Source organism: Teichococcus globiformis (genome assembly GCF_042646265.1).
GTDB lineage: Bacteria > Pseudomonadota > Alphaproteobacteria > Acetobacterales > Acetobacteraceae > Pseudoroseomonas > Pseudoroseomonas globiformis.
Genome location: NZ_JBHRTN010000018.1, coordinates 388358 through 414882 on the forward strand (window position 1 = coordinate 388358; position 26525 = coordinate 414882).

General features: G+C 69.5%; 24 protein-coding genes. 13 read left to right on the forward strand and 11 right to left on the reverse strand.

What is annotated here, in order from left to right; genetic code table 11:
- The 8 genes from ACFOD4_RS16090 (at position 1) to egtD (ending at position 7788) form a co-directional block, all read left to right on the forward strand.
- On the forward strand, positions 1–1449 hold the full coding sequence (locus tag ACFOD4_RS16090) for a murein hydrolase activator EnvC family protein (protein WP_379598010.1): 1449 nt from the start codon (positions 1–3) through the stop codon (positions 1447–1449).
- A gap of 129 nt (positions 1450–1578) precedes the next feature.
- The gene (locus ACFOD4_RS16095) at positions 1579–2961 is read left to right on the forward strand and encodes a S41 family peptidase (RefSeq protein ID WP_379598012.1); all 1383 of its coding nucleotides are present in this window, start codon (positions 1579–1581) and stop codon (positions 2959–2961) included.
- Positions 2962–2997: 36 nt separating this feature from the next.
- Positions 2998–4140, forward strand: coding sequence for a divergent polysaccharide deacetylase family protein (locus ACFOD4_RS16100; RefSeq protein ID WP_379598013.1), 1143 nt, complete (start codon positions 2998–3000; stop codon positions 4138–4140).
- 10 nt (positions 4141–4150) lie between these two features.
- On the forward strand, positions 4151–4621 hold the full coding sequence (locus ACFOD4_RS16105; RefSeq protein ID WP_379598015.1) for an RNA pyrophosphohydrolase: 471 nt from the start codon (positions 4151–4153) through the stop codon (positions 4619–4621).
- A gap of 30 nt (positions 4622–4651) precedes the next feature.
- A complete protein-coding gene (locus ACFOD4_RS16110; RefSeq protein ID WP_379598017.1) occupies positions 4652–4972 on the forward strand; it encodes a YciI family protein in 321 nt (106 codons plus the stop codon).
- A 1-nt stretch (position 4973) separates the two neighbouring features.
- The gene (locus tag ACFOD4_RS16115; protein ID WP_379598018.1) at positions 4974–5477 is read left to right on the forward strand and encodes a GNAT family N-acetyltransferase; all 504 of its coding nucleotides are present in this window, start codon (positions 4974–4976) and stop codon (positions 5475–5477) included.
- A gap of 125 nt (positions 5478–5602) precedes the next feature.
- On the forward strand, positions 5603–6808 hold the full coding sequence (gene egtB, locus ACFOD4_RS16120; RefSeq protein WP_379598020.1) for an ergothioneine biosynthesis protein EgtB: 1206 nt from the start codon (positions 5603–5605) through the stop codon (positions 6806–6808).
- The gene (egtD, locus tag ACFOD4_RS16125; RefSeq protein ID WP_379598021.1) at positions 6805–7788 is read left to right on the forward strand and encodes an L-histidine N(alpha)-methyltransferase; all 984 of its coding nucleotides are present in this window, start codon (positions 6805–6807) and stop codon (positions 7786–7788) included. The genes egtB and egtD overlap by 4 nt, the downstream gene beginning before the upstream one ends.
- Before the next feature lie 30 nt (positions 7789–7818).
- On the opposite strand, the gene ACFOD4_RS16130 is transcribed toward egtD, so the two are convergent.
- The 5 genes from ACFOD4_RS16130 to ACFOD4_RS16150 all read right to left on the reverse strand — a co-directional run bounded on the left by ACFOD4_RS16130 (position 7819) and on the right by ACFOD4_RS16150 (position 12589).
- On the reverse strand, positions 7819–8811 hold the full coding sequence (locus ACFOD4_RS16130) for a Bug family tripartite tricarboxylate transporter substrate binding protein (RefSeq protein WP_379598023.1): 993 nt from the start codon (positions 8809–8811) through the stop codon (positions 7819–7821).
- A 90-nt stretch (positions 8812–8901) separates the two neighbouring features.
- On the reverse strand, positions 8902–9693 hold the full coding sequence (locus tag ACFOD4_RS16135; protein WP_379598024.1) for an ABC transporter permease: 792 nt from the start codon (positions 9691–9693) through the stop codon (positions 8902–8904).
- The gene (locus ACFOD4_RS16140; protein WP_379598026.1) at positions 9690–10880 is read right to left on the reverse strand and encodes an ABC transporter permease; all 1191 of its coding nucleotides are present in this window, start codon (positions 10878–10880) and stop codon (positions 9690–9692) included. The genes ACFOD4_RS16135 and ACFOD4_RS16140 overlap by 4 nt, the downstream gene beginning before the upstream one ends.
- Before the next feature lie 6 nt (positions 10881–10886).
- Positions 10887–11957 carry an ABC transporter substrate-binding protein gene (locus ACFOD4_RS16145; protein WP_379598027.1) on the reverse strand — a complete coding sequence of 357 codons (1071 nt, stop codon included), beginning with the start codon at positions 11955–11957 and terminating at the stop codon, positions 10887–10889.
- A gap of 86 nt (positions 11958–12043) precedes the next feature.
- On the reverse strand, positions 12044–12589 hold the full coding sequence (locus ACFOD4_RS16150; protein ID WP_379598029.1) for a TetR/AcrR family transcriptional regulator: 546 nt from the start codon (positions 12587–12589) through the stop codon (positions 12044–12046).
- Between the two features lie 230 nt (positions 12590–12819).
- On the opposite strand from ACFOD4_RS16150, the gene ACFOD4_RS16155 reads away from it, so the two are divergent.
- Genes ACFOD4_RS16155 through ACFOD4_RS16165 form a run of 3 tightly spaced genes read left to right on the forward strand, consistent with a single transcriptional unit; the run spans position 12820 to position 17848 of the window.
- Positions 12820–13950 carry an efflux RND transporter periplasmic adaptor subunit gene (locus tag ACFOD4_RS16155; RefSeq protein WP_379598031.1) on the forward strand — a complete coding sequence of 377 codons (1131 nt, stop codon included), beginning with the start codon at positions 12820–12822 and terminating at the stop codon, positions 13948–13950.
- A gap of 14 nt (positions 13951–13964) precedes the next feature.
- Positions 13965–17141: an efflux RND transporter permease subunit gene (locus tag ACFOD4_RS16160; protein WP_379598032.1), complete on the forward strand. Its 3177-nt coding sequence runs from the start codon at positions 13965–13967 to the stop codon at positions 17139–17141.
- A gap of 17 nt (positions 17142–17158) precedes the next feature.
- A complete protein-coding gene (locus tag ACFOD4_RS16165; protein ID WP_379598034.1) occupies positions 17159–17848 on the forward strand; it encodes a gamma-glutamylcyclotransferase in 690 nt (229 codons plus the stop codon).
- A gap of 210 nt (positions 17849–18058) precedes the next feature.
- Here ACFOD4_RS16165 and ACFOD4_RS16170 read toward each other — a convergent pair whose 3' ends face one another.
- Positions 18059–19207, reverse strand: a complete 1149-nt coding sequence (locus ACFOD4_RS16170; protein ID WP_456316901.1) for an ABC transporter ATP-binding protein — start codon at positions 19205–19207, stop codon at positions 18059–18061.
- A 50-nt stretch (positions 19208–19257) separates the two neighbouring features.
- On the opposite strand from ACFOD4_RS16170, the gene ACFOD4_RS16175 reads away from it, so the two are divergent.
- Positions 19258–20271 carry an enoyl-CoA hydratase/isomerase family protein gene (locus ACFOD4_RS16175; protein WP_379598036.1) on the forward strand — a complete coding sequence of 338 codons (1014 nt, stop codon included), beginning with the start codon at positions 19258–19260 and terminating at the stop codon, positions 20269–20271.
- 54 nt (positions 20272–20325) lie between these two features.
- Here the strand turns inward: ACFOD4_RS16175 and ACFOD4_RS16180 are convergent, their stop codons facing one another.
- The 5 genes from ACFOD4_RS16180 to ACFOD4_RS16200 form a co-directional block, all read right to left on the reverse strand.
- The gene (locus tag ACFOD4_RS16180; RefSeq protein ID WP_379598037.1) at positions 20326–21867 is read right to left on the reverse strand and encodes a M81 family metallopeptidase; all 1542 of its coding nucleotides are present in this window, start codon (positions 21865–21867) and stop codon (positions 20326–20328) included.
- A 74-nt stretch (positions 21868–21941) separates the two neighbouring features.
- Positions 21942–23141: a YbfB/YjiJ family MFS transporter gene (locus ACFOD4_RS16185; protein ID WP_379598038.1), complete on the reverse strand. Its 1200-nt coding sequence runs from the start codon at positions 23139–23141 to the stop codon at positions 21942–21944.
- 21 nt (positions 23142–23162) lie between these two features.
- A complete protein-coding gene (locus tag ACFOD4_RS16190) occupies positions 23163–23486 on the reverse strand; it encodes a hypothetical protein (RefSeq protein WP_379598039.1) in 324 nt (107 codons plus the stop codon).
- Positions 23487–23558: 72 nt separating this feature from the next.
- A complete protein-coding gene (locus ACFOD4_RS16195; RefSeq protein WP_379598040.1) occupies positions 23559–25061 on the reverse strand; it encodes a sensor histidine kinase in 1503 nt (500 codons plus the stop codon).
- 10 nt (positions 25062–25071) lie between these two features.
- On the reverse strand, positions 25072–25752 hold the full coding sequence (locus ACFOD4_RS16200; RefSeq protein WP_379598042.1) for a winged helix-turn-helix domain-containing protein: 681 nt from the start codon (positions 25750–25752) through the stop codon (positions 25072–25074).
- A 197-nt stretch (positions 25753–25949) separates the two neighbouring features.
- Between ACFOD4_RS16200 and ACFOD4_RS16205 the strand changes: the two genes are divergently transcribed.
- A complete protein-coding gene (locus tag ACFOD4_RS16205; RefSeq protein ID WP_379598044.1) occupies positions 25950–26525 on the forward strand; it encodes a PadR family transcriptional regulator in 576 nt (191 codons plus the stop codon).

Genomic DNA, 26525 nt, shown 5'->3' on the forward strand with positions numbered 1-26525 from the left:
ATGGCCCGCCTGCCGTGCGCCAGCCGCCAAGCCTTGAGACGCCGCCTGCCCTTGCCGGTTCCGGCCATCCTGGTTCCGGGGCTGATGCTTGCTGCCCTGTCAGCCGGAACCGGCATGGGGTGGGAAAGCTGGGGACATCGCCAGAACAAGCTGTTGTCCGGCCTGATGTCCGCCGCCAGGGCCGCCGAGCCCACCCCCCGCTCCGTACGGGAAGCGGAGGCCGCGGCCCGCACCGCGCAAGAGGCGGCGGAGACGGCTGCGCTGGCCGCGCGTGAGGCTGCCGAGGCGGAAGGCAAGCTGGCCGAGCAGCGCGCCGCCGCAGGTCGCCGCGCCGTGGCCGCCGACGAGGCCGCCGCCGCCGCCGGTGAAGCGGCGCGCGAGGCCGCGGAGGTGCGCGACGCAGCGCTGGTGGATCTGGGGCGACGAGCGCAGGCCATGGCGCCGCTGCTGCCGCTGCTGCGCCGGCTGTCTTCCTGGCCATCGGAAACGCTGCTGGCGGTGCCCGGCGACCCGGAAACAGCGCTGCGCGGCACGCTGGTGCTGCGCAGCCTGACCCGCCACCTTTCCGCCGAGGCGGAGGCGCTGCGCCAGGCCCAGGCCGTGGCCGCGGAGGCCACCCGCAAGGCCGAGGCCGAGGCGACGCAGTTGGCCGAGGCGCGGGCCGAGGTACGCGCCGCCGCCGCGGCGGTCGAGGCCGCGCTGGCCGACGCCCGTGCCCGGCGCGGTGCCGCCGAGCGCGAGCAACGGGAAGCCGCCGCCGAAGCCGCTACCAGCGCTGCCCGCGCCACCGACCTGCGGGACGTGCTGGAACGGCTTGAGGCTGCGCGGCAAAAGGCGGAACGCGACGCCGCCGCGCGGGCGGCACGGGAACAGGCTGCTGCGGAACAGGCACAGCGCCGCCGGGCCGAAGCGGAGGCCGAGGCGCTGGCGACCCGCCGCCGTGCCGCCCAAGACGCCGAGGAGCGGGCGCGGCTGGCGCGGGAAGAAGCCGTGTTGCAGCGGCAGGAGCAGGCGCGGCAGAGGCGGGCCGAACAGGAAAGCCGCCAGGCCAGCCGCGCCCCCGCCGTGAGTGTGCCGCGCGGCGGCCGCACGGTGCCGGTGGCAGGGCGTGTGTCGCGCGACTTTGGCGATGCGGGCGCGGGCGGCGCGGCACAGGGCATCACCTATTCGGCACCGGCGGGAGCGCGGGTGGTCAGCCCCTGCGGCGGCCGCATCGCCTTTGCCGCGCCTTTCCGCTCCTACGGCCGCATGGTCATCATCGATTGCGGGGGCGGTCATCATGCCGTGCTGGCAGGCATGGAATCGCTGGATGCAGACGCCGGATCGCGCGTGCTGGCCGGCGAGCCGGTGGGCCGGCTCGGCGGGGATGGCGACGCGACCCTGTATATCGAGCTGCGCCGGAATGGCACACCGGTCGACCCCAAGCCCTGGCTTCGCGCGCGGGGTTAACAGCGTCCGGCCGGACCGGGGCTTTCCCATTGTCGTAAAAGGTTTCAATTTGACCGCAGGCCCCCAAAGCGCTCTAGGGTATCGGGGCAGTGTCCGGGAAGATGGCCGGCGGGAATAAAGGGTCGTGGTATGAAGCGTGGATTGCGGACCGCTGGCGTGGTGGGTGCGGCCTTTCTGGCCGGAACCGTGCTCGGCCCGGTCGTGTTGCCGCCCGTGGTGTCTGCAATCGCCCAGGAAAGCGGCAGCCGCGCCGAGACCTACCGCCTTCTCAATTTGTTCGGCGACGTGTTCGAGCGGGTGCGCGCCGAGTATGTGGAACCGGTCAATGACCGGGACGTGATCGAGAGCGCCATCAACGGCATGCTCCAGGGCCTCGACCCGCATTCCTCCTACATGAATGCCCGCTCCTTCCGCGACATGCAGGTGCAGACCCGCGGCGAGTTCGGCGGCCTCGGCATCGAGGTCAGCCAAGAAGGCGGGTATGTGAAGGTGATCAGCCCGATCGACGACACGCCGGCGGCCAAGGCCGGCGTCAAGCCCGGCGACCTCATCACTCACCTGAATGGCGAATCCGTCCAGGGCCTGTCCTTGCAGGAGGCGGTGGAACGCATGCGCGGCGAGCGCGGTTCGGCCATCAAGCTGACCATCCGCCGCCCTGGCGCCGAAACGCCCATCGAGCTGTCCCTGGTGCGAGACGTAATCCGCCCGCAGGTGGCGCGCTTCCGCATGGAGGGCAACGACGTCGCCTATGTGCGCCTGTCCTCCTTCAACGAGCAGACCGACCTCGCCCTTCGCAACGCCATCTCCACCATGCGCAAGCAAGCCGGCAACAACCTCAAGGGCGTGATCCTCGATCTGCGCAACAATCCGGGCGGGTTGCTGGACCAGGCCGTGCAGGTCTCGGACGACTTCCTGGAGCAGGGCGAAATCGTTTCCACCCGCGCCCGCCGCGCCGACGACGCCCAACGCTGGAACGCCAAGCCGGGCGACATCACCGACGGGCTCCGGGTGGTGGTGCTGGTCAATGGCGGCTCGGCTTCGGCCAGTGAGATCGTGGCCGGCGCCCTGCAGGACCATCGCCGCGCCGTGGTGCTGGGTACCAAATCCTTTGGCAAGGGCAGCGTGCAGACCGTGATGCCGATTCCCGGCAACGGTGCCATTCGGCTGACCACTGCCCGCTACTACACGCCCTCGGGCCGCTCCATCCAAGCGCTGGGCATCTCGCCCGATATCGAGGTGCTGGCGACGCGGGAAGAGGCCAATGCCCCGTTGCGCGACCGCGAGGCCGATCTCCGCAAGGCGCTGCGCAACGACAATGGAACGCATGAGAGCGCGCCCGTTCCGCCGGTGAACCTGCCCGCCGGGGTGCAGGACAAGGTGTCCCGCCTGCCGCCCGAAGGCGCGCCGGCCTTCGACCCGACCAAGCCCGAGACCGATTTCCAGTTGCAGCAGGCGGTGACGCTGCTGCGTGCTTGGTCGGCCGCCGAGCCGCAGCGCCGCGCGGCGCGCTGAAGCGGGCAAGGCCACAGGGAGGGAGGAGCCTGCCGCATGTCCGGCTCCCGCCTCGCCTGGCGCGCGCTCGGCCTGTTCTGGCTTCTGGTGCTGGGTGGCGCGTGCGGTGGCGTGGCGCTGCTGCACAGCTGGGGCCCGCCGCCTGAGGCGGTTCCCGGAGCCCCTGCCACCCTTCCATCGCCTTTGCCCAACATTCACAGCCACGCTCCCCCGCCCATGGCGGCGGAGGAACCTTTGGCCGCTCCGGAGCTCGGCGGTGATCCACAGACCGGCGGAACCGTGCAGGATTTCGCCGCCACACCACTGCCACCCGCCGCCCCGGCCGAGCCCTGGCGCGCGCCGCCCGAGGCACCGCCTCCACCGCCCCTGGCGCAACGGGCCGGTCCGACCACCGGCGGTGCCATCGCCCCGCCGCAAGCAGCACTGCTGGAACCCTCGGCGCACGGTCCGCTGCCGCGCATCGGCGCCGATGGTCGCCAGCCCCGCGAGGCTTATGCCGCTGCCTTCCGGGACGAGGGGCTGCCCCGCATCGCCCTGGTGATCGGCGGCTTCGCCGAATCGCCTCTGCGCGCGGAAGAGGCCATCCGACGCCTGCCGGCAGGGGTGACCCTCGCCTTCTCCCCTCTTGCGCCACAGCCGGACGCGTTGCTGGAGCAGGCCCGGCAGCGTGGGTTGGAGGTGGTGATGGCGTTGCCGCTCGACTCTTCCGGCACCGCGCCAGGGGCGCATGTGCTGCGCGCCTCGCTGGGCTGGACCGAAAACCAGGAGCGCCTGGAACGAGCCCTTGGCCGCTTCGCGGGCTATGCCGGAACCATTGGCGCGGTGGGGGGACAGCGCGGGGAGCGCTTCACGGCGAACGAGGCCCAGCGAGCAGCGCTGGAAGCTGCGCTGCAGCGTCGCGGCCTATTCTTCATCGATGCACGTCCCGGCGTGGGCGATGCTGCCTCCGTGGACCAGATCCTGGACGAGCCCCTCACCGGGGGCGAGGTACAGTACCGGCTCCAGGCACTGGAAGCTGTGGCGCGGCAGCGTGGCCATGCCATCGGTCTCGCCGCCGAGCCCGCGCCGCTGCTGGTGGAGCGGATCGTCGCCTGGGCAGCAGGCCTCGGCGCGCGCGGGCTGGCGCTGGCGCCGGCCAGCGCCGTGGTGCAGCCTCCAGCCATCGAATCGACCCGCTGACGGATCCGCCATGACTGAGCTTCCCTACCGACGCAATGTCGGCGCCGTGCTGTTCAATGCCGAAGGGCTGGTGCTGATCGCCCGGCGCAATGACGTGGCCACCGAAGCCTGGCAGCTGCCTCAGGGCGGGCTGGATGAGGGCGAGGACCCGCGTGTCGCCGTGCTGCGCGAGCTGGCGGAGGAGATCGGCACGGGACGGGCCGAAATCATCGGCGAGGTGGAGGATTGGTTGAACTACGACCTTCCGGCCGAGTTGTTGGGCAAGGCCCTGCGCGGCCGGTTCCGCGGGCAGACGCAGAAATGGTTCGCCCTGCGCTTCACCGGCCGTGACGAGGACATCCGGCTGGACCTCGACCCGCATCCGGAGTTCGATGCCTGGCGCTGGGCGCGGCTGGAGGAGCTGCCGGAGATCGTTGTCGCTTTCCGCCGGCCGGTTTATGCGCGGCTGGCACAGGAATTCGCCCGGTTTGCCGCGCGCTGAGCCGGCCCGGGCGCAAGGGGAGAAGCCATCATGGCCTTCATCGTGATTGCGCATGACGGGCGCGACGCCGAAGCCTTGCAGCGCCGCCTCGATGCGCGGCCGGAGCACCTGCGGCGGGTGGAGCCGCTGGCGGCGACCGGAGAGCTGGTGATCGGCGGAGCAATCCTGGATGCACCGGAGGGGCGCATGGTGGGGTCCGCCCTGGTGGTCGACCTGCCGGACGAGACAGCGGTGCGGCACTGGCTGGCAGAGGATCCCTACATGAAGCAGGGCGTCTGGCGCGATCTCACCATCCTGCCCTTCCGGGTGGCACCGCTGCCTTACCGTGCCCTCCCATCAGGCGGCAATTGACATGGGCGGGCAGGAGGAACTGCGCATCCGGCCTGCCACGGAACGCGACCGTGCCGCCATCCTGGCCATCATCATGCCGGTGATCCGCGCCGGCGAAACCTACACCCTGCCGCGCTCGATGGCCGAGGACGACGCGGTTGCCTACTGGACTGGCCCAGATCGGAAAAGCTTTGTGGCAGAGGATGGGACTGGCCGCATTCTCGGCACCTATTATCTTCGCGCCAACCAAGCGGGGGGCGGCGCGCATGTGTGCAATTGCGGCTACATGACCGCTGCCGAGGCAGGCGGCCGGGGCGTGGCACGGGCCATGTGTGCCGATTCCCTATCCCGCGCGCGGGAAGCCGGCTTCCATGCCATGCAGTTCAACTTCGTCGTCAGCACCAATCTTCGGGCCGTCCGGCTGTGGGAAGGAATGGGCTTCGACATCCTGGGCCGCCTGCCGCGCGCCTTCCGCCACCCTGCGCACGGCTATGTGGACGCACTGGTGATGTTCAAGACGCTGTAGGCCAGCGCCGAGCGCCATCGGTTGCCTGGCAATCACCGAGCTTTCTCTCACGAAGGCGCGAGGCCGCGCGAACTATCCGGCGCCGGCCGCGTTGCACCCCCCAAGACGTCTCGGGGGAAGCTTCCATGCACGACGTAAACACGGTCGTGGCCAGCCAGGCCACGGCCCTCCTGGCGCGTTTCCGTGCTGTCCGCGCTGCCACCGAGGCCCTGTCCGCCCGCCTCGGGCCCGAGGAGCAGGTGGTGCAGTCGATGCCGGATGCCAGCCCGGTGAAGTGGCACCGGGCCCACACCACTTGGTTTTTCGAAACGTTCGTGCTGCGCCGATATGCCAGTGGCTACGGCATCTTCGACGAGCGCTTCCCCTTTCTCTTCAACTCCTATTACGAGGCGGCCGGACCGCGGAACGCCCGCTTCAAGCGTGGCCTGACCACGCGCCCGAGCGTGGCGGAGGTGGGCGCATACCGGGCACACGTTGATGCGGCCATGACCGGCTTCCTCGGCACGGCGGAACTCGGGCCTGAGGTCGCCGAGCTGGTGGAGTTGGGCCTGCAGCATGAGCAGCAGCATCAGGAGCTGCTGGTCACCGACATGCTGCACGCGCTGTGGGAGAACCCGCTACTGCCCGCCTGGGACATCGAGTGGCACGAGCCGGTCAGCGCCACCGGGCCTGCCCGCTTCCTGGATGGACCCGAGGGGGTGGTGGAGATCGGTCATTCCGGCCCCGGCTTCGCCTTCGACAGCGAAACTCCCCGGCACAAAGCCTTTCTGGCACCGTTCCGCATCGCCGACCGGCTTGTCACCAATGGCGAGTGGCTCGACTTCATGGAGGATGGCGGCTACCGCACCGCCACGCTGTGGATGAGCGATGGCTGGGCCACCGCTTCGGCCGCCGGTTGGGAGGCGCCGCTGTACTGGTCGCGCCATCAGGATGGCTGGAAGCAGTTCACCCCGGCCGGCGAGCATGCGGTGAACCCGGCGCTGCCGGTGCGGCACATCAGCTGGTACGAGGCCGATGCCTTTGCCCGCTGGTCCGGACGCCGATTGCCGACCGAGCAGGAATTCGAGGCCGCAGCCGCCCTTCCCGGCTTCCACGATGCCACCGGCGTCGCCTGGCAATGGACCGGCAGCGCCTACCGTCCCTATCCAGGATTCCGCGCCTGGCCGGGCGCCGTTGGCGAGTACAACGGCAAGTTCATGGTCGGGCAGATGATCCTGCGAGGCGGCTCGCTGGCCACCCCGGAAGGGCATGCCCGCGCGACCTACCGGAATTTCTTCGCACCCGACAAACGTTGGCAGTTCACCGGCCTCAGGCTGGCGGAGGACAAATGAACAGCATCACCAAGCCGGGCCCGGCCGAGACGAATGGCAGCGGTTCCGGGGACGACCACCGGCCGGAAATGCTGGCGGATGCGTTGGCCGGGCTGAAGGCGCCCCGCAAGACATTGCCCTGCAAGTGGCTGTACGACGTGGAGGGCGCGGCGCTGTTCGGCGAAATCACCCGCCTCCCCGAATACTACCCCACGCGCACCGAGATCGGCATCCTGCGCGGCCATGCCGCGGAGATTGCCGCCCATGTGCCGGCCCATGCCGCGGTGGTGGAGTTCGGCTCCGGCGATGGCGAGAAGGTGGATGTGCTGCTGGACGCGCTGGAGGCGCCTTCGGCGTATGTTCCGGTAGACATCGCGCCGGAATGGGTGGCCGAGGCCGCGTCCAAGGTCGCGGTCAGCCATCCGGATCTGGAGGTGCTGCCGATTGCCGCCGACTTCACCCGCGAATTCGGCCTGCCTGACCAGGTAGAAGCCGCACCGAGGCTGGGATTCTTCCCTGGCTCGACGATCGGCAACTTCACGCCGGAGGAAGCTGTTCGGTTTCTGGCCCGCGCCCGCGGCACGCTGGGCGAGGACGCCATGTTCGTGATGGGCGCCGATCTGGTGAAGCCGCGCGAAACGCTGGTGGCGGCCTATGACGACGCGGCGGGGGTCACGGCACGCTTCAACCTCAACCTGCTGCGCCGGCTGAACCGCGAATGCGGCGCCGATTTCGACCTTGACGGCTTCGAGCACGTTGCGGAATGGAACCCGGAGCTGAAGCGGATGGAGATGCATCTGCGTGCTCGCCGCCCGCAATCGGTCGCTCTGGGAGGCGAGCGCATCGACTTCGCGGAGGGCGAAACCATCCATACGGAGAACAGCCACAAGTACACGGAGGAGGACCTGCACCGCCTGGCCGGCCGCGCCGGCTGGCAGGTACAAGGGATCTGGACCGATCCGGCGCGGCTCTTCTCCGTATCGCTGCTCGGCCAGGGTTAGGACACCGCCCCACCGACCCCGCGCCCCGGCTCAGCCTTCGAGGCTGACACCGGCCGCCTTCGCCACCGCGCCCCATTTCCGGATCTCGCCGGCCACAAAGGCGTTCGCTTCGTCGAGCGTCTGCGGCGCGGCGGTGCCGCCCAGTTGCAGCATCCGGGCAGCGACGCGCGGATCGCGGAGAAGCGCGGTGACATCGGCATTGACGCGCAGGGCGACCTCGGCCGGCGCCGCCTTGGGCAGGCACAGCCCGCCCCAGCCGATCGCCTCGTAGCCGGTCAGAAACTCACCGATCGAGGGAACATCGGGAAGCTGCGGGGCACGACTGGCCGAGGTGACGGCAATGGCCTTGATGCGGCCATCCCGCACATGCGGCAGCGCACTGGCGACGCTGTCGAACATCAGGGGAATGTTGCCGGCGATCAGGTCGGCCATGGCCGGGCCCGAGCCGCGATAGGGCACATGCGCCAGCTTGATGCCGGCGCCCGACGCGAACATCTCGGCCGACAGGTGCTGCGAGGTGCCAGGGCCGCCGCTGCCGTAGTGGATGCCACCTGGCTGGGCGCGTGCCGCCTCCAGCAGTTCCGGCACGGTGCCGGGGCCAAAACCGGGATGAGCCACGATCATCAACGGCACGGTGAACACCGTGGTGATGTAATTGAAGTCGCGCAGCGCATCGTAGGGCAGGTTCGGGATGATGCTCGGGTTGATGCCGTTGGTGCCGCTGGTGGAGGCGACCAGGGTGTACCCATCGGCAGGAGAGCGCGCGCCGGCTTCCATGCCGACCACGCCCGCCCCCCCGGCGCGGTTCTCAACCACGATACGCTGCGGCCATTGCCGCCCCAGTTCATCCGCCAGATAGCGCAGGATGGTGTCGGTGGCCTGGCCGGGCGGAAACGGGATCAGCAATCGCACAGGACGATTGGGCCAGTTCTCGGCGGCCCGTCCGGCCCTGGGGAAAAGGGCCGACCCGGCTAGGGCCAAACCGGCGCCCAAAAGGTGGCGGCGGGCCGGGTGATGAGGCATCAGAAGTCTCCGGAAAGCAATCCGGCGGTGTATGCGGTGGTGCCCGCCTGAGGATCAAGTCAGGCGGGCTGTCCTATCGACGGCGTACCCTCAGGGCGAGCGTCGCCGCAGCAACGTCACCGCCAGAAGCAGCAGGGCCGACAACAGCACCAGCACCATGGCCGCCGCCATGATGGTGAGGCTGATGGAATCGTTCAGCCCGGAAAACATCTGGCGCGGCAAGGTCCGCTGCGCCGGCCCGGAGATGAACAGAGCAACCGCGACCTCGTCCAGCGAGGTGGCGAAGGCGAACACCGCGCCCGCCGCAACGCCGGGCAGGATCTGCGGCAGGCAGACGCGCAAGAACGCCCGCACCGGGGATGCGCCGCAGGACGCGGCTGCGCGCAGTTGCGTGGCATCGAATTGCTGCAGCGCGGCCAGAACGGTGACCACCACAAAAGGCGCGCCCAGCGCGGCATGGCCCAGGATCAACCCTGTGAAGCTGTTGGTCAGACCAAGCGGCCCGAACACCAGCAGCAGCGCCACGGCGACGATGATGGCGGGCACCACCATGGGTGCCAGCAGCACGGCCATGACCAGCGACTTGCCCGGGAAGTCGGATCGCCACAGCCCGAAGGCCGCCAACGTGCCCAGGCTGCCCGCCACAAGCGCGGCGCCCGATCCCACCTTGAGGCTGTTCCACAGCGCCGGCAGCCAGAAATCCGACTGCCAGAAATCCGCGTACCAGCGGAGCGACAGCCCCGGCAGCGGATAGAACAGAAAGGAGCCGGAAGAGAAGGAGAGCGGCAGCACCGCCAGCACCGGTGCCATCAGGAACAGGATGGCAAGGATGCCGAAACACCAGAGGATCGTGCGCGAAGGGGAGAGATGAAGTGCCTTCATGCCGTCCGCACCTTGCCGAAGCCGACCAGCCGTCCGTAGAGCGCCACCACAATGGCCACAGCCGCCAGCAGCATCACCGACAGCGCCGCGGCCAGCCCCCAGTTCACCGTGCGGGAAGCATAGAAGGCCACGAAATAGGGCACCATCTGGTCGTTCGCGCCACCCAGAAGGGCCGGCGTCACATAGAATCCCAGTGCCTGGATGAACACCAGCAGACACCCTGCCCCCACTCCCGGAAGGGACAGCGGCAGTGATACCCGCAAAAATGTCCGCAGCGGCGAGGCGCCGAGCGACAGCGCCGCGCGCGGCAGCCGCCAGTCGAGAGCGCGCAGGCTGCCGTAGATGGGCAGCACCATGAAGGGCAGCAGGATGTGCACCATGGCCAGCAGCACGGCGCCGCGGTTGAACAGCAACGGCAATGGTTCTGCGATGATGTGCGCGCCCTGGAGGGTGGCGTTGACGATACCCTCGCGCTGCAGCAGCACCATCCACGCGGCGGTGCGCACGATCAGGCTGGTCCAGAAAGGAAGCATCACCCCGGCCAGCAGCCATGGAACCAGGCGCGGGGGTGCAGTTGCGATCAGCCACGCCAGCGGGTAGCCGATGGCGAGGCAGATCACTGTCGCCAGCGCACCGATCCACAAGGTGCGCCAGAGCACGGCACGGAAGATCGCCTCATCCGCCTGCGCAGCGGCGATGCTGCCGGCAGCGTCGCGCTTCAGGTCCAGTACGGCCAGCAGGTTGAAATCCGAGATCGGCCCGCCGGCGCGGCGGATCGCACCCCAGGGCGCAGCTGTGGCCCAGTCCTCGGAGATGCCTGTCAGCGCCTGGCGCGGTGGCCCTTCGGCGGCTCCGATGCGCCGAGCGGTCATCGGCAGAAGGGAGCGGAAGCCCGGCCAATCGGCGTTCAATCGCGCCGCGGCGCGGGCAAGGGCGCCGCCGCCCGCCTGCTGGTCGCGCGCACGGGCCTCGCGCAGATCGGCGGCCAGGGCGGCGAAGGCGGCATCGTCCGGCACCGCGCGCCCGTCCCACTCGGCCAGCGCCGCGACGGTGCGCGGCAGCACCGGCGCTACCTCGCCCTCCTGCACCGCACGCAGCAGAAAGGCGCCGATCGGCAGAACAAAGACCAGCAAGAGAAACAGCAGCAGCGGCGCCACCAGCGCCGCCGCTTTCCAGCGCGGGCTCAACGGCGCTTACCGGGAAACCCAGGTGTTGAAGCGCTGGTTCAACCGATCGAGATTGTCGAGCCAGAACTGGTCGCTGATCTGCAGCGCCCCCTCGGCGTTCGCCGGGGCCGTGGGCAGGTTGGCCAGCACGGCCTGCGGCAGACGGTCCTGCGCACCCTTGGCCGTCGGGCCATAGGGGATGCGCGACGGCAACTCGGCCTGGCGGGCCGGCTGGGTAACGAAATTGATGAACTGCAGCCCCTTCTCCTTGTTGGGGGAACCCTTCATCACCACCCAGCTATCCAGGGTGAACAGGTTGTTGGCCCAGGCAATGCCGAAATTGCGGTTGTCCCCCTGGTTGGCGGCGGTGATGCGGCCGTTGTAGCCCACAGTCAGGGCCAGCTCACCGCTGGCCAGGAGCTGCGCGGGCTGGCTGCCGCGTTCCCACCAGACGATGTCGGACTTGATGCTGTCCAGCTTGCGGAAGGCGCGGTCTACCCCGGCGCTGGTGCCCAGCAGCTTGTACACCTCGGAAGCCTGCACGCCGTCGGCCAGCAGCGCGATCTCCAGCGTGGTCTTCGGACCCCGGCGGAAGCCGCGCTTGCCGGGAAATTTCGCGGTGTCGAACATATCCGCCCAGTTCTTCGGCCCCTCGGCAATGCGGTTCCGGTCATAGGCGAGGATGAAGGAGTAGAGGATGTTGCCCACGCCGCATTCGTGCACGGCCTCGGGGATGAAGCGGTCCTGGCCGCCTAGCGCGGACCAGTCCATCTTTTCGAACAGTCCTTCCTCGCAGCCGATCAGCAATTCCTCGCTCTCGACCTGCACCACATCCCAGTTGTTGGCGCCGGACTGGATCTTGGCGCGCAGCACGCCAACGCCGCCATCCCAGGTTTCCTCCAGCAGGCGCGCCTTGGTGTCCTGCTGGAACGGGCGGAAAAAGATGTCGCGCTGGGCATCCTGATAGGCGCCCCCCCAGGACACCACTGTCAGGTCTCGTCCCTGCGCCTTCGCATCCGCCACCGGCAACATCGCCGCCAGCATGGCAGGCGCCAGAACACCGAACGCCAGCACGGCGCCGAAACCTTTCCGCAGCATGATCCGCTCTCCCCTCGCCGGGCGCCGCGGGCGCGGCGCGCCTCCGAAAGCCTAGGGCGGCCCGGCGCGGGTGAAAAGCGTTCTGCTCAGCTTGGATGAGCATCCTGCGGCAGCACGGTGTCGAGCAGCCGCAGACCAGCCCGCTCCAGCGAGTCCGCAGCCTCCAGATGACCAAGATAGGGGGCAGAGGCGAAGGCGCCCTCGATCATCAACACCAACGTATCCCCTGTCACCTCCGGATCGGCGGCGCCGGCCGCGCTCAGCATCTGCCGGATGGCATCGCGGACCTTCAGCTTGTAGGCATCGGCAACCTTGCGGGCCGGGTGGCAGGGATCGGGGAATTCAACGATCGCCATGCCCAGCGGGCAACCGCGATAGCCATGCAGCCGCATGGCCTCGGCCGCTGCCCGGACATAGGCCCGGGGCTGTTCCGCCGGGGTGATGCCCGCACTCTGCGCCTTCTCGAACCAGCAGGCCTCATCAGCGCAATCCTCACGCAGCACCGAGGCGATCAGCTCGTCCTTCGATGGGTAGGCGCGGTACAGGCTGATCTTGGTCGTGCCGGCGACACGGCAAAGTTCTTCCACGCCCGTTGCGCGGATGCCCTGCTTGTAGAAGAGCTCCTTCGCCACATCCTTTAAGCGCTCAGCGGCAGGGCGGGGGTTGCGCTTCGTGGATCTCGGCATCTCGGACACGGTTGCGGCTCTCGCTCCTCAAGGTTTTCCCCGAGCTTTCAGGGGCTCCGGCGGAAAAAAGCATCAACACGAAAAAGCACGGTCAGCAGGGGGGTTGCAATGTTACCGACCGGTTCGTATCAATATCGAACGAACCGGTCGGTATCATCCGGCTCAGGAGATAGTCAATGGCCCACTCCTTCCGCAAGACCCTTCTGGCATTTCCCTTGCTTGGCTTGGCATTCGCCACGCCCACCTTGGCGCAGCAGGCCCCTGCCCCCCCCACTGTGACGGTGGAGCAGCCGCAGCGCCGCTCGCTGACCGAGTGGGAGGATCATATCGCCCGGCTGGAGCCTTCCGCCCGGGTAGAACTGCGCCCGCGGGTTTCCGGCCTGATCGAGCAGGTGCATTTCCGCGATGGCCAGGTCGTTCGCGCAGGCGACCTGCTTTTCACCATCGACAAACGCCCCTTCGAGATCGCCGTGCAAAGCGCCGAGGCGGCGAGGGACGGTGCCCGCGCCCGGCTTGAACTGGCACGGCAGGATATTCGCCGCACCGAGCCACTGGTGGCCGGGCGTATCGCGCCCCAGGCGCAGCTGGATGCCCGCCGCGCCGCAGAGCGGGGAGCCGAGGCCGAACTGGCCGATGCCGAGGCGCGGCTGCGCCAGGCCCAGCTGGAGCTGAGCTGGACCTCGGTGCGCGCGCCGCAGGGCGGCCGCGCTTCCGACCGGCGGGTGGATGCCGGCAATCTGGTCCAGGCCAGCCAAACGCCGCTGACCACCATTCTGACGCTGGACCCCATCTATGCCAGCTTCGACATGAGCGAGTCGGATTACCTGCGTTTGGCCCGCACCGGCGGCGCCCGCCCTGGCGCCGCACCGCGCGAGGTGCGGCTGCGCCTGGCCGATGAGGCCGAGTTCAGCCACGGCGGGCAGCTTGACTTCCTTGACACCGAGTTGCGGCCACGTTCCGGCACCATCCGTGCCCGCGCCCTGCTGCAGAACCCGGACATGTTCCTGACGCCCGGCGCCTTTGCGCGGCTCCGCCTGCCCGCCGGCCAGGGCGAGCGGCTGCTGGTGCCGGATGCCGCCATTGCGGCGGACCAAGCGACCCGTGTGGTGATGACCGTGGCGGCCGACGGTACGGTGGTGGCCAAGCCGGTGGAGCTTGGGCCCCTGGTCGATGGGCTGCGCGTCATCCAGGCGGGTCTCACGCCCGCCGACCGCGTCATCACTGCGGGCCTGCACCTGGCACGCCCCGGCTCGCGCGTGACGGCAGAGGTGAAGTCGGCCGACGGCCGCCTCGCCGCCGCCCGCTGAAGGAAGCACGCGCCATGCGCTTCGCCCAGTTCTTCATCGCGCGGCCGGTTTTCGCCGCCGTCATCTCCATCGCCATCGTGATCATCGGTGGCATCGCCGGCTCCCGCCTGCCGATCGGCGAGTACCCCGAGATCGCCCCGCCCACCGTGACCATCACGGCGCAGTATCCGGGTGCTTCGGCCGCGGTGATCGCCGAAACGGTGGCCTCGCCGATCGAGCAGGAGATCAACGGCGTGGAGCGGATGCTCTACGTTTCCTCGCAATCCACCGGCGACGGCCGCCTGACCGTCAACGTGGTGTTCGAGCAGGGCACCGACATCGACCAGGCGCAGGTCCTGGTGCAGAATCGCGTGGCCATCGCCGAGCCGCGCCTGCCGACCGAAGTCCGCACCCTGGGGCTGATCGTGAAGAAGGCGTCGCCCGACATCATGATGGTGATCCATCTGGTTTCGCCCGACCATTCGCGATCGGACCAGTATCTTGCCAACTACGCCACGCTGAACATCAAGGACCGGATCGCGCGGCTTGACGGCGTGGGCGACGTGCAGCTTTTCGGCGGTGGCGGCGACTACGCCATGCGCGTCTGGCTGGATCCGGCGAAGATCGCGGCACGTGGCCTGACGCCGGGCGAGGTGGTCGCCGCGCTGCGCCGCGCCAACGTGCAGGTGGCGGCGGGCGGGCTGAACCATGCACCCACTGCGAACACGAGCGGCGAGGCCTTCCAGCTCAACATCTCGGCGCTCGGTCGGCTGCGCTCGGTCGAGGAATTCGGGCAGATCGTCATCGCCGCCGGCGAGGGCGGCGCGCCGCTACGCCTGGAGGATGTGGCCCGGGTCGAGCTGGGCAGCCAGGACTACACGCTGCGCGCCTACCTGACCGGGGAAAGTGCGGTCGCCATGCCGGTGTTCCAGCGTCCGGGTTCCAATGCCCTGGCGACGGCTACTGCCTTGCACCAGACGCTGCAGCAGGCGAAGCAGAGCTTCCCGCCCGGTGTCGACTACCGCATCGTCTACGACACCACGCAATTCATCGAGCAGTCGATGGAAGCGGTGATCCATACGTTCATCGAGGCGATCATCCTCGTGGTGCTGGTAGTGATCCTGTTCCTGCAGTCCTGGCGCGCCTCGATCATTCCGCTGGTGGCCATTCCCGTCTCCATCATCGGCACCTTCGCCTTCATGGGCGCGCTGGGCATCTCGTTGAACTCCCTGTCCATGTTCGGCCTGATCCTCGCCATCGGCATCGTGGTCGATGACGCCATCGTCGTGGTCGAGAATGTGGAGCGCCACCTGGCCGAGGGAATGGACCCCGTTGCTGCCACGCGCCGCACCATGGACGAAGTGGGCATGGCACTGATCGCCATCGCTCTGGTGCTCTGCGCCGTGTTCGTGCCGACGGCCTTCATCGAAGGGCTCGCAGGAGCCTTCTACCAGCAATTCGCCGTCACCATCGCCGTCGCCACGCTGCTCTCGGCTCTGGTGTCGCTGACCCTTTCCCCCGCCTTGGCGGCGCTGCTGCTGCGGCCGCACAGCCACGAGAAGCTCACCGGCTGGCGGGCGGCGGTGGCCGCGCCCTTCGGTTTGTTCTTCCGCGGCTTCAACTGGCTGTTCGACTCGCTGTCCATCGGCTATGGCGCAGTGACGCGGCGGCTGGTGCGTATGTCCGCCATCGTCATGCTGGTTTTCGGCGGGTTGCTGCTGCTGACTGGCCAGACGGTGCGCACCACCCCCACCGGGCTTATACCGCCGCTCGACCGGGGCTATCTGATCGCTGCCTTCCAGCTGCCGCCGGGTGCCACGCTGGGCCGGACCGACGCCGTGATGCGCGCGGCCTCGGAGGAAGTGATGAAGGTGCCGGGCGTCGGCAACACGGTGATGTTCACCGGCTTCGACGGCGCCACCTTCACCAACGCGCCGAATACCGGCGTGATCTTCGTCACCCTGGACAGCTTCGAGAAGCGCCAGGCGGAAGGCATTTCCTATCCTGGGCTGATCGGCGCCGTGCAGGCTGCCGTCGCCACGCAGCGTGAAGCAATGGGGTTGGTCATCCCGCCCCCATCCGTCTCCGGCATCGGCACGGGCGGCGGCTTCAAGCTCTACATCCAGGACCGTGGGGATCGCGGCGCCCGCGAGCTGGAGGCCGTGACCAACCGCGTCGTCGCCGCCGCCTTCGAGCGGCCCGAGATCGCCATGGCCTTCACCCTGTTCAACACCGCCACGCCGACGCTGCGCGCCGAGGTGGACCGCTCCAAGGCCGAGATGCTGGGTGTACCGCTGGACCGCGTATCCGAGGCGCTGTCGGTTTATCTGGGCTCGGCCTATGTGAACGACTTCAACATTCTGGGCCGCACCTACCGCGTCACCGCGCAGGCCGAGGAATCCCAGCGCCGGAACCCGCGCGACGTGTCGCTGCTGCGCACGCGCAACGATGCCGGCGAGATGGTGCCTTTGGGCTCGTTGGCCACGCTGGAGCCGGATACCGGGCCGTATCGCGTGCCGCGCTATAACCTGTTCCCGGCGGCCGAGGTCCAGGGTGCGGCGGCACCGGGCGTCTCCACCGGCCAGGCCATCGCGGCCATGCAGGAGGTCCTGGCGGCGGAGTTGCCGCCTGGCTACACCTTTGAGTGGACGGAGCTGGCCCTGCAGGAGACAACCCAGGGCAACACCGCGCCCATTGCATTCGGCCTTGCGGTGGTGTTCGTCTTCCTGCTGCTGGCAGCTCTGTACGAGAGCTGGCTGCTGCCGCTGGCCGTGGTGCTGATCGCCCCGATGTCGATCCTGGCGGCCCTCTCGGGCGTGATGTGGCGCGGGATGGACAACAACGTGCTGGTTCAGATCGGCCTGGTGGTGCTGATCGGCCTGGCCGCCAAGAACGCCATCCTGATCGTGGAGTTTGCACGCCAGGCGGAGCAGGAGGGCATGTCGCGCTGGCAGGCCGCCGAGGCCGCGGCCCGCACCCGGCTCCGCCCGATCCTGATGACCTCGCTCGCCTTCATCCTCGGCGTGCTGCCGCTGGCCATTGCTACCGGCGCCGGCGCCGAGATGCGGCAGAGCCTCGGCACGGCGGTGTTCGCCGGCATGCTGGGGGTGACGGTGTTCGGCCTGGTGTTTACACCCGTCTTCTACGTCGTCGCCCGCGCCATGGCGCGCAGCGAACGGCGCCGGACGGCGGCCGTGCAGCCGGCCGAATGATCGAAGGAGAATTGCGCATGGATGATGCCCCCGCCCCGCCCCCGCTTCGCACCATTTCGCGGGAGACCCTGCGCGACGGTTCGCTGATGGCGGCGGTGCGTGCGACCCCGGGCCTCATCCTGCGCAGCGAAGCCGAGATGCAGGCCACCCTGGATGACGCCCTGGCCGCGCGCCCTTCCAGCGCGCCGGTCTGGGTGTTCGGCTACGGCTCGCTGATGTGGAACCCGAGCTTCCATTTCGCCGAGCGGCGCCGTGCCACTTTGCATGGCTGGCAGCGGCGCTTCTGCCTGTGGCTGCGTGCCGGGCGCGGCACGGTGGAACAGCCCGGGCTGATGCTGGCGCTGGATCGCGGCGGCAGCACGCATGGCGTCGCCTTCCGGCTGGAGGAAGGCACCGAACGCGAGGAGCTGGGCCTCGTCTGGATGCGCGAGATGGTGGTGGTTGGCTATCTCGCCACCTGGGTGACGCTGGAAACGGAGGAAGGTCCGATGGCCGCCATCACCTTTACCGCCGATCATGCCCAGGCTGCCTATGCCGCCGAGCTGTCCGACGAGGAAAGCGCCGCCTGCATCGCTGCGGCGCATGGCCCGATTGGGAGCAATGCTGAGTATCTGGCGCAGACGGCGGGGCAGCTCGACGAGATGGGCTTGCACGATGAGGGGCTGGAACGCATCCGTCGCCTGGTGGCCGAGCGCAGCGCCGCCTGACCTCGCCCCACCATCACCTCGGGGGCGCCTCACGACGCCTGTTCGCACCGGATGACGCTCCGCCGCGTGGCTGGATCGGCGGCGAAAACCGGACGGTTCGATTCCGGCCTGCCATGCAGCAGCGCCGCCAGACGGAACAGGCCGGATCAGCCCCCGGCAGGAAGGCGCCGTTACGACGCTTTGGCATCCTCGGCACAGCGCCACACGCCATCAGGCGGAGAACGCCAAAGCCTGGTTGGCGTCCCAGGCAACGGCCGCGATGGCACCGATCTCGGGAACCGGCCCGCCGCCCACTGTGCGCTTGGCCAGCAATTCTCCCCCCTCGCCCAGGGAAAGCCGCAGCCGCAGGTGGTCGCCCTGAAAGATCGCCTCGGTCAGCCGGGCAGCCAGGGCACCCTCTCCCAGATCGTCGGCGCGCACCGGGGCAACGGCCACCCGTTCGGGTCGGATGGCGACGAAGCAGCGGCTGCCGGCACCGCCCGTATCGACGATTCGCGCCTCCACCACCGGGCCGCAATCCAGCGCCACCCGCACCATGGGGCCGTCGGATTCAATGACGCGGCCCGGCAGCCGGTTGTTCTCGCCCACGAAGCCGGCGACGAAGCCATTGGCCGGCGCCTCGTAGATGCGGCGGGGCGTGGCGAGCTGCCGCACCAGCCCGCCCTCGAACACGGCGATGCGGTCGGACAGCGTCAGCGCCTCGGCCTGGTCATGCGTCACATACATCATGGTCAGGCCGAGACGCTGGTGCAGGGCGCGGATTTCGTATTGCATCTCCTCCCGCAGGGACTTGTCGAGCGCGCCCAGCGGCTCGTCCAGCAGCACGATGGGCGGCTCGAACACCATGGCGCGGGCCAGCGCCACGCGCTGCTGCTGCCCGCCCGAAAGTTGGGACGGGCGGCGCTCGCCAAAGCCTTCCAGCCGCACCATCGACAGCGCACGCGCCACACGGGCGGCGCGGTCGGCCTTCGGGATCCCCCGCACCTCCAGCGGAAAGGCGACATTCTCGGCCACCGACATGTGTGGAAACAGCGCATAGGACTGGAACACCACGCCGATGCCGCGCTTATGCGGCGGCAGCCGGGCGATGTCGCGATCTTCCAACAGGATTCGGCCCTCGCTGGGCTGCTCGAACCCCGCCAGCATCATCAAGGTGGTGGTCTTGCCCGAGCCGGAAGGGCCCAGGAGGGTCAACAACTCGCCGCGCTGCACGGCCAGATCGAGCTGCTTCACCGCATAGCCCGCGCCCTTGGGCCCATAGGCTTTGCGCACCCCCTCGAACCGCACCAGCGCCTCGGCCATGCCCCGCTCATCCCTTGCTTCTGCGCCTGCATCGGGGCTGGCGGGGCGCCTTGTCAACCGAGCGTCCTGCCGCGACGCTGAGCGGGAGAGAACAAGCGGAGCCCCGAATGCCAGACCAAGACGCCAGCCTGATCGCCACCCGTCACGGCCCGGTGGGCCACCTGCTGATGAACCGCCCGCGGACGTTGAACGCGCTGGACCTCAGCATGATCGAGGGTTTCACCGCCGCCCTCGCCGACTGGCAGACGGACCCGCATCTGCGGCTGGTGCTGCTGGAAGGAGCCGGCGGCCGGGCCTTCTGCGCCGGTGGCGATGTGCGGCGGGTGCGGGAGCTGGTGCTGGCCGGTGACCGTGCGGGGGTCGAGGCCTTTTTTGCCGCCGAATACGCGGTGAATGGCGCCATCGCCGCCTTTCCCCTTGCCTGGGTCAGCCTGATCGACGGCGTGTGCATGGGCGGCGGCCTCGGCGTTTCGGTCCATGGCAGCCACCGGATCGTGACCGAGAAGGCGATGCTCGCCATGCCGGAAACAGCCATTGCCCTGTTCCCCGATGTCGGCACCAGCCATGTGTTGCCACGCCTCGACAGCAGCGGTGCCATGGGGCGCTGGCTGGCGGTAACGGGCGCCCGCCTGTCCGGCGCCGAGGCGGTCGAGGCAGGTCTGGCCACCCATTTCGTGCCGTCGGAGCGGCTGGAGCCGCTGCGCGCCGCCCTGTTCGCCGAGGGCGACGCGGCCCAGGTGAAGAATTTCGCCCGCCCCGTGCCGCCAGGACGCATCGCCGCCCTGCGCCCGGCCATTGAGCGTTGCTTCGGGTCGGAACACCGCGCCGGCATCGAGGCGGCGCTGGAGGCCGAAGAGGAGGAGGCCGGTTGGGCCGCCGAGCAGCTGGCCATCCTGCGCCGCGTTTCGCCCACCAGCGTCGCCGTGACGCTGGAACTGCTGCGCCGCGCTGCGACCCTGGACCTGCCGCATTGCCTGGAACTGGAGCTGGCCCTCACCCGCAACGTCACCGCGCACCCGGACTTCGCCGAGGGCGTGCGCGCGCTGCTGGTGGACAAGGACAACGCGCCGCGCTGGCAGCCCGCCCCCGATGCCAGGGCCCTCGCCGCGCTGTTCGAGTAAGGCAGCCCTTCCGCAGGGGAGCGTTCTCCCCTGCCCCGCGGGTGGCCGGCGGCCTCAGCCCACCGACACATCCACCGGCACCGTCCATTCCACTGCCTCGTCCAACGGGAAGATCGGGCGCGGCAGGTTGCGGAACGGCACGCGGGACAGCATCGGCGTCACCAGCCCTGGCCCGTCGACCTCCAGGATCTGCTCGTCGGCGAACAGATCGTCGAAGCCGGCGCGGAAATGGCCGCGCGACTTCACCACGATGCCGCGCAGCGCACGCGGATCGAGCCCCAGATGCTCCATGGTCGCGGTGTCCGCGCATTGGTGGCGGATGGAAACGAACACCACGTCGATCCGCCCCTCAAGCCGCAGCCAGGCGGTAAGGCCTAGCGCCTGACGCCGGTTGCCGATGATGCCGCGCCGCCCGACGATGTTGCCGTCCGACAGCGCCATCACCTCCGCCTCGGCCTCCAGCCGGTCGCTGCCGGGCGTGGTCTCGCTGCGGTTCAGCACGGCGCGAAAGCGGGCGCCTTGCCCCTTGCTGTGCGCCTCCAGCGCCAGCTCGGGGTCGAAATGGATGGCGAAGGCGGTGCGGTCGATTCCCGCTTCCAGAAAGGCGCGCAGGATGGCCGTGGTGTTGCCGCGCGCGCCGCCGCCGGGATTGTCGGCCACATCGGCGAAAAGCAGCGGCGGCAGGGCGGGGTTGTCGCACGCCTCCTTCAGCCGCCGCGCCGCTTCCTCCACCGGTGTCAGCGTCGCGATGAACTCCTCGCGCCGCGCCCAGAGCATGCCGGCGAGCTCGCGCGCCACGGCCTCGGCCGCCGCCTGGTCTCCACGACTGGTGACGATCACGCTCATGCCGTTCTTTGCGCAATCGCCCAGGCTGAAATTGCCCAGCACCGAGACGTTCAGGATCGGCCCGGTGCAAAGCTCCTGGCCGCGCGCGATGGCGGCGCCGTAGGGACCCCGATCGGAAAGCAGCGTGACGGAAGCGGGCAGGATGGGCAGGCGGACAAAGGCCTTGCTCGTCCGCACGCCCCCGAGCAGTTCGCGCATGGCCCGCCCTGCCTCCTCCCCGCGCACGAACATATCCACATGCGGATTGGTGAGGTAGGCGATCAGCAGGTCGGTGCGCTCCACCATGGCTCGGCTCACATTGGCATGCAGGTCCAGGGTCGAGACCACCGGAACATCCAGCCCAACCACCTCGCGCACCATCGCGTAGAGGGTGCCTTCCGGGTCCGGCTCCACCGTGGCGGTGGCGGCGCCATGGGCCTCGATGTAGACGCCGTCCAGCGGCAGGGCGGCGCGCAGCTTTTCCGCCAGGGCGACGAGGTAGCGGTCGAAGAAGCCCTGCTCCACCGGCCCGCTGGCGCCGGCCGAGGTGATGGCGAGGGGCACCGGCCGCCAAGGCCCCGCGCGATCCATCTCAGCCACGAAGCCCTTGATGCCACCCGGATCGCGTGACGTCTCGGCGCGCGCATCCTCCAGCAGAGCATCGCCCTCCAGGAACAGCTTCTGGCGGAACTCGGCCTCCTCCGCAGGGGCCGAGAAGCCATTGCTTTCCAGCATGAAGCCCAGCAGGGCGATCCTGGGATTGGCGGTCATGCGGCTCATCCTTGCGGGTTGCAGGCCCGCAGACTGCAAGTCCCAACGCCTGCCTGTCCAGCCGCCGCCGGCGCTCAGCCGCGCGGCATGGCCAAGGCCAGCAGCACGGCCAGAATGGAAAAGCCGAGCCCCGTGCCGAACACCGCCTCGTGGCTTTCGGCCGTCACGCGGAACAGCGCGGCGAGGCCGAAGCCGCAGAGGGCCTGCGCGGCGGCAAAGATCGCCGTGGCTCGCACCCAGAGGATACCCACCGAAGCCCCCGCCAGCATGCGCGAAGCGGTGAGCGCCACCGCCGAAACACCCACCCCCGAAAAGCCCGAGAGCAATGCCGCCAGCAGCACCGTCCATGCGCCCGGCAGCAGCGCGACGCCCAGCGCGGCGACCTGCACCAGCATCCAGATCAGCATGGCGCGGCGCCCTCCCAGCTGGGCCGTCCATCGCCCGCCGCCGAGCGTTCCCGCCACGCCGCCCAGCCCGAACAGCACCCACAGCAGCGACACGGCCAGACCCTCCAGCCCATGCCCGCGCACCGCCAGATCCGCCAGGTAAACCATGGGCGCCGCCATGCCGGCGCCGGAAAGACCATAGGCGGCCAGCAGCGCCCCGGCACGGGGCGGCGGCGGTGTGCTGCGGGGCAGCTGCGTGGCCTCGGCGGCCGGGGCGGGCCAGGCTCGCCGAATCACCAGCCAGAGCAGCGCGGCGGCGGCGGCGAGGCCCAACCAGGCTGCAACCACCCCCGCCTCCAGCAGGGCCGGCACCAGCACGGCGCCCAGGACGATGCCGACAGCCACGCCCGAGATCACGATGCCACCGGCTGCCGCGCGCCGCTCGGCCGGCACGGCCGCCTGCACCGCGGGACCGGCCAGGGCCATCATCACGCCTCCCGCCAGCCCTGCAAGGGCGCGCCATAGCGCCAGCCAGAACAGGCCCAGCGGCATGGCGCAGAACAGAAAGGACATCACCACCAACGCCATGCCCAGGTCGAGCGAGATGGGGATGCCAAGCCGCCGCCCCACATGCCGCCCCAACAGGGCACCGGCCAGGTAGCCGGTGAAATTGCAGGCGCCCAACAGGCCGGCGCCGGCGCCATCCACCCACCCTGCCGCCACCAGGGCTGGGAACAGCGGCACATAGGCGAAGCGGGCAAGGCCAATCCCCGCTGAAAGGCTGCCTGCCGCCGACACCGCGACGTGCATCACCTGCCGTGGTCCACGAACGGACAAGGCCATTCCCGCCAGCCGGGAATCAGGCCGGTCGCCAGCTGCGTTGCTCATCTCCAGCACCGCCGCGCTGGCTCAACGCGCGGCCAGGGTTCCATCGACCAGGGCCGGCGGCAGGTCGGCGGCAGAGGGTGCCCGGTTCCCGGATGGTTGCTGTGCCGCACGCAGGGCCCGCCGGAGCCGGGCGAGACCGGCGCGAACATGGCCGGCCTGGCACAGTCTTTCCCCTTCGCGCGCCAGATCGCGCAGCGTGTCCTGCCGGCTGCGCGGCTCGCGCGCCAGGCGCGCCGCCAGATCGGCGCAGTCCGCGCGCGTTGGCGACAGCACGCGCAGTTCCGCCGCCTCGGCCATCGGCGCAACGAGGAGAAGCAGCAGCAAGCTGTACGAAGACAGGCCCATGGGCTCCACAATGACCCCCGGCGCCCTGCGCCGCGATGATCGCGGCATGAAGCCTCGGTCATGGAGGGCCGGTCACGGCACGTCGCGGCTTGCCGGGGCGGCGGCGGCGGGAGCCTTGCCCGCGCTGCAGGCCGAAGATGGCGACCCCTCGCCCTGCGCCTCGCCCGGCAGCGGCAGGCGGAAGAGCACCAGCAGGCCGGGCCGTTCCGGCGTCCCCGCCGCGTCCTCGAACCACAGCGAGCCGCCATGCATGCGCACCACGGCCCGCACAAGGGAAAGCCCCAGACCCGATCCCGGCGTGGCGCGGGCCGTGTCGGCCCGGAAGAAGCGCTCGCCCACCCGGGCACGGTCCGGCACCGAAAGCCCAGGCCCCTGATCCGCGACACCCACAATGATGGCCCCCGCCTCCAACGCGGCGGACAGGCGGATTGTCGCGCCTGGCGGGCTGAACTTCACGGCGTTGTCCAGCAGGTTGGCCACCACCTGCAGCAACAGGTCGCGGTCGCCCACCAGTGGCAAGGTCGCGGGCCATTCCGTTTCCAGAGTTTGTCCATGCTCCTCGGCTGTCGCGCCGTACAGCTCGGCCGCATCGGCCAGCAGGGTGGCCAGATCGAGTGGCGCGAAAGCGGCACGGCGCGCACCATGCTCCACCTCTGCGATGCGGAGCACGGCCTGGAAAACGCGGGTGACGTTGTCGAGGTCCCCGATGCCGCGTTCGATGGCGCCGCGCAGCGCCACCGGATCGTCCGACTCGTCGAGCAACGCCTCCTCCAGCCCGTTGCGGGCACGGGCGATGGGCGTGCGCAGATCATGCGCGATCGCGTCGGAAACTCCGCGCACCCCGTCCATGAGCTGGGCGATGCGGTCCAGCATGGTGTTCATGCTGGCGCCGAGCCGGTCGAATTCGTCGTCATGCGGGGAAAGCGGCACGCGCGGCGAAAGGTCGCCGCCGGCGATCAGCGCGGCCGTGGCCGAAGCCTGGGCCAACCGCCGCTCCAGCGCCCGCCGCATCAGCGCGGCGCCGGTGACGGCGCAGACCAGCGCCGCACCGGCGGCCCAGATCAGCCCCTCCGTCAACAAGCCGCGAAGCCGCTGCTTTTCTCCGACCTCGCGCCCCACGGCCAGGCGGAGGCCGCCTGGCAAGTTCATCACGTAAAGGCGGCCATCGCCGGGCGGGGCGTCGCCATGGTCAAGGGTGGTGCTGTGCCAAGAGGCTTCCCCTGCGCGGCGCGGCAGCTCGGCCAGGTTGCCGGCGAGGCGCCGCCCGGAGGCATCCTGCAGCAGGTAGAGCGTCTGGCCCTCCGCATCGACCGCCAGCCGTTCCTCGATGGCATCCACCACGGCCGCCGGGCCGGCAGCGCGCCAGCGGTCCGACAAGGCATGCGCATCGGCGCGGATGGCGGCATCGGTCTGCCGCTCCAGGGCGCCGGCGGTACCCCACCAGAGCACCGCGCCGAAGGCGAGACCGGCGACCAGGAACACCGCGGCGAACAGTGCGGCGAAGCGGAAGCCGGCGGAGGAGAAGAGGCGCCAGACCGGACCCGGGTGTTGCTGGCGCCGCCGCTGATAGGGCATGGGCGGAGCGTCAGGCCTCGCCGCGGATCATGTAGCCGGCATTGCGGATGGTGTGGATCAGCGGCTTGTCGTGCCCCTTGTCCAGCTTCTGCCGCAGGCGGGAAACGTGAACATCGATCACGTTGGTCTGCGGGTCGAAATGGTAGTCCCACACCTTCTCCAGCAGCATGGTGCGGGTGACGACCTGCCCGGCATGGCGCATCAGATGCTCCAGCAGACGGAATTCACGCGGCTGGATGTCGATCTTCTTGCCGGCGCGGGTCACGGTGCGGGACAGCAGGTCCAGCTCCAGATCGGCCACTTTGAGCCGTGTCGCGGGCGCATCCACGGCCGGGCGGCGACCCAGTGCCTCGACACGCGCCAGCAGTTCCGCGAAGGCAAAGGGCTTGACCAGGTAGTCATCGCCGCCGGCCTTCAGCCCCTTCACCCGCTCATCCACCCCGCCCAGGGCGGACAGGAACAGAACCGGCGTATGGTTACCCTGGCCGCGCAGCGTTTCCACCAGCCGCACGCCATCGACCCCGCCGGGCAGCATGCGGTCCAGCACCAGGAGGTCAAAGCTCTCGCCCGCCGCCATGAACAGGCCGTCCCGCCCGTTGGCGGCATGCTCGACGGTGTGCCCCGCCTCCTGCAGGCCCTTCCGCACGAAGCGGCCGACCTCGGCATCATCTTCCACCAGCAGGATTCGCATGGTGTCACGCTCCATCATTCTTCCGGAGCGACCCAGCGGGGCCGCGCCACGACGGAAGGATGCCTCGCCCTCGTCGCAGGCGCCAGAGCCGCCTGGAACAGGACTGGAATGCGCCGCCGCGGCAGGGCTTGCAAGATGCCGGCTCCGCTTCCAGATCAAGCCAATTTTCGATATATCGAAACTGTGGAAAGGACTTGATGCACCATCTTCACCATGCTCCCCGCCGCCGCAACGCCGTCCCATCGGGCGACATCTCTCCCCATCATGGACGTTGCCGCCACCATCATGACGAGCAGCCGCCGCAACGCCGCCGTCATGGTCAGGGCCGGATCTTTGGCCAGGGCGGCCTGCGGCTGGTGCTGCTGCACCTGATCGGTGAACGCCCCCGCCACGGCTACGAGCTGATCCGCGCCATCGAGGAACGCACCGGCGGAGCCTATGTGCCAAGCCCCGGCGCCATCTATCCCACCCTCGCCTTGCTGGAGGAGATGGGGCACGCTTCGTCGGAGACGGATGAATCGGGCCGCAAGAGCTACCGCGTCACGCCCGAGGGCGAAGTCGAGATGGCGGCGCAGGCTCCGCTGATGCAAGCCTTGCTGGTCCGATTGCAACCGGAGGGCGCCCCAGGCCGCCCGCCGCAGATCACCCTGGCCATCGCCCATCTGCGCATGGCCCTGCGGGCCCGGCTGGCGCGCGGCCCGCTGCCCGAGGCGGAGGCCGACGCCGTCGCCGCCCTGCTGGATGACGCCGCGCAACGTCTGGAACAATGCTGA

Coding starts and splice junctions, on each gene's coding strand:
- ACFOD4_RS16090 (WP_379598010.1), top strand. CDS start 1: ATGGCCCGCCTGCCGTGCGCCAGCCGCCAAGCCTTGAGACGCCGCCTG.
- ACFOD4_RS16095 (WP_379598012.1), top strand. CDS start 1,579: ATGAAGCGTGGATTGCGGACCGCTGGCGTGGTGGGTGCGGCCTTTCTG.
- ACFOD4_RS16100 (WP_379598013.1), top strand. CDS start 2,998: ATGTCCGGCTCCCGCCTCGCCTGGCGCGCGCTCGGCCTGTTCTGGCTT.
- ACFOD4_RS16105 (WP_379598015.1), top strand. CDS start 4,151: ATGACTGAGCTTCCCTACCGACGCAATGTCGGCGCCGTGCTGTTCAAT.
- ACFOD4_RS16110 (WP_379598017.1), top strand. CDS start 4,652: ATGGCCTTCATCGTGATTGCGCATGACGGGCGCGACGCCGAAGCCTTG.
- ACFOD4_RS16115 (WP_379598018.1), top strand. CDS start 4,974: ATGGGCGGGCAGGAGGAACTGCGCATCCGGCCTGCCACGGAACGCGAC.
- egtB (WP_379598020.1), top strand. CDS start 5,603: ATGCACGACGTAAACACGGTCGTGGCCAGCCAGGCCACGGCCCTCCTG.
- egtD (WP_379598021.1), top strand. CDS start 6,805: ATGAACAGCATCACCAAGCCGGGCCCGGCCGAGACGAATGGCAGCGGT.
- ACFOD4_RS16130 (WP_379598023.1), bottom strand. CDS start 8,811: ATGCCTCATCACCCGGCCCGCCGCCACCTTTTGGGCGCCGGTTTGGCC.
- ACFOD4_RS16135 (WP_379598024.1), bottom strand. CDS start 9,693: ATGAAGGCACTTCATCTCTCCCCTTCGCGCACGATCCTCTGGTGTTTC.
- ACFOD4_RS16145 (WP_379598027.1), bottom strand. CDS start 11,957: ATGCTGCGGAAAGGTTTCGGCGCCGTGCTGGCGTTCGGTGTTCTGGCG.
- ACFOD4_RS16155 (WP_379598031.1), top strand. CDS start 12,820: ATGGCCCACTCCTTCCGCAAGACCCTTCTGGCATTTCCCTTGCTTGGC.
- ACFOD4_RS16160 (WP_379598032.1), top strand. CDS start 13,965: ATGCGCTTCGCCCAGTTCTTCATCGCGCGGCCGGTTTTCGCCGCCGTC.
- ACFOD4_RS16165 (WP_379598034.1), top strand. CDS start 17,159: ATGGATGATGCCCCCGCCCCGCCCCCGCTTCGCACCATTTCGCGGGAG.
- ACFOD4_RS16175 (WP_379598036.1), top strand. CDS start 19,258: ATGCCAGACCAAGACGCCAGCCTGATCGCCACCCGTCACGGCCCGGTG.
- ACFOD4_RS16180 (WP_379598037.1), bottom strand. CDS start 21,867: ATGACCGCCAATCCCAGGATCGCCCTGCTGGGCTTCATGCTGGAAAGC.
- ACFOD4_RS16185 (WP_379598038.1), bottom strand. CDS start 23,141: ATGAGCAACGCAGCTGGCGACCGGCCTGATTCCCGGCTGGCGGGAATG.
- ACFOD4_RS16190 (WP_379598039.1), bottom strand. CDS start 23,486: ATGGGCCTGTCTTCGTACAGCTTGCTGCTGCTTCTCCTCGTTGCGCCG.
- ACFOD4_RS16195 (WP_379598040.1), bottom strand. CDS start 25,061: ATGCCCTATCAGCGGCGGCGCCAGCAACACCCGGGTCCGGTCTGGCGC.
- ACFOD4_RS16200 (WP_379598042.1), bottom strand. CDS start 25,752: ATGCGAATCCTGCTGGTGGAAGATGATGCCGAGGTCGGCCGCTTCGTG.
- ACFOD4_RS16205 (WP_379598044.1), top strand. CDS start 25,950: ATGCACCATCTTCACCATGCTCCCCGCCGCCGCAACGCCGTCCCATCG.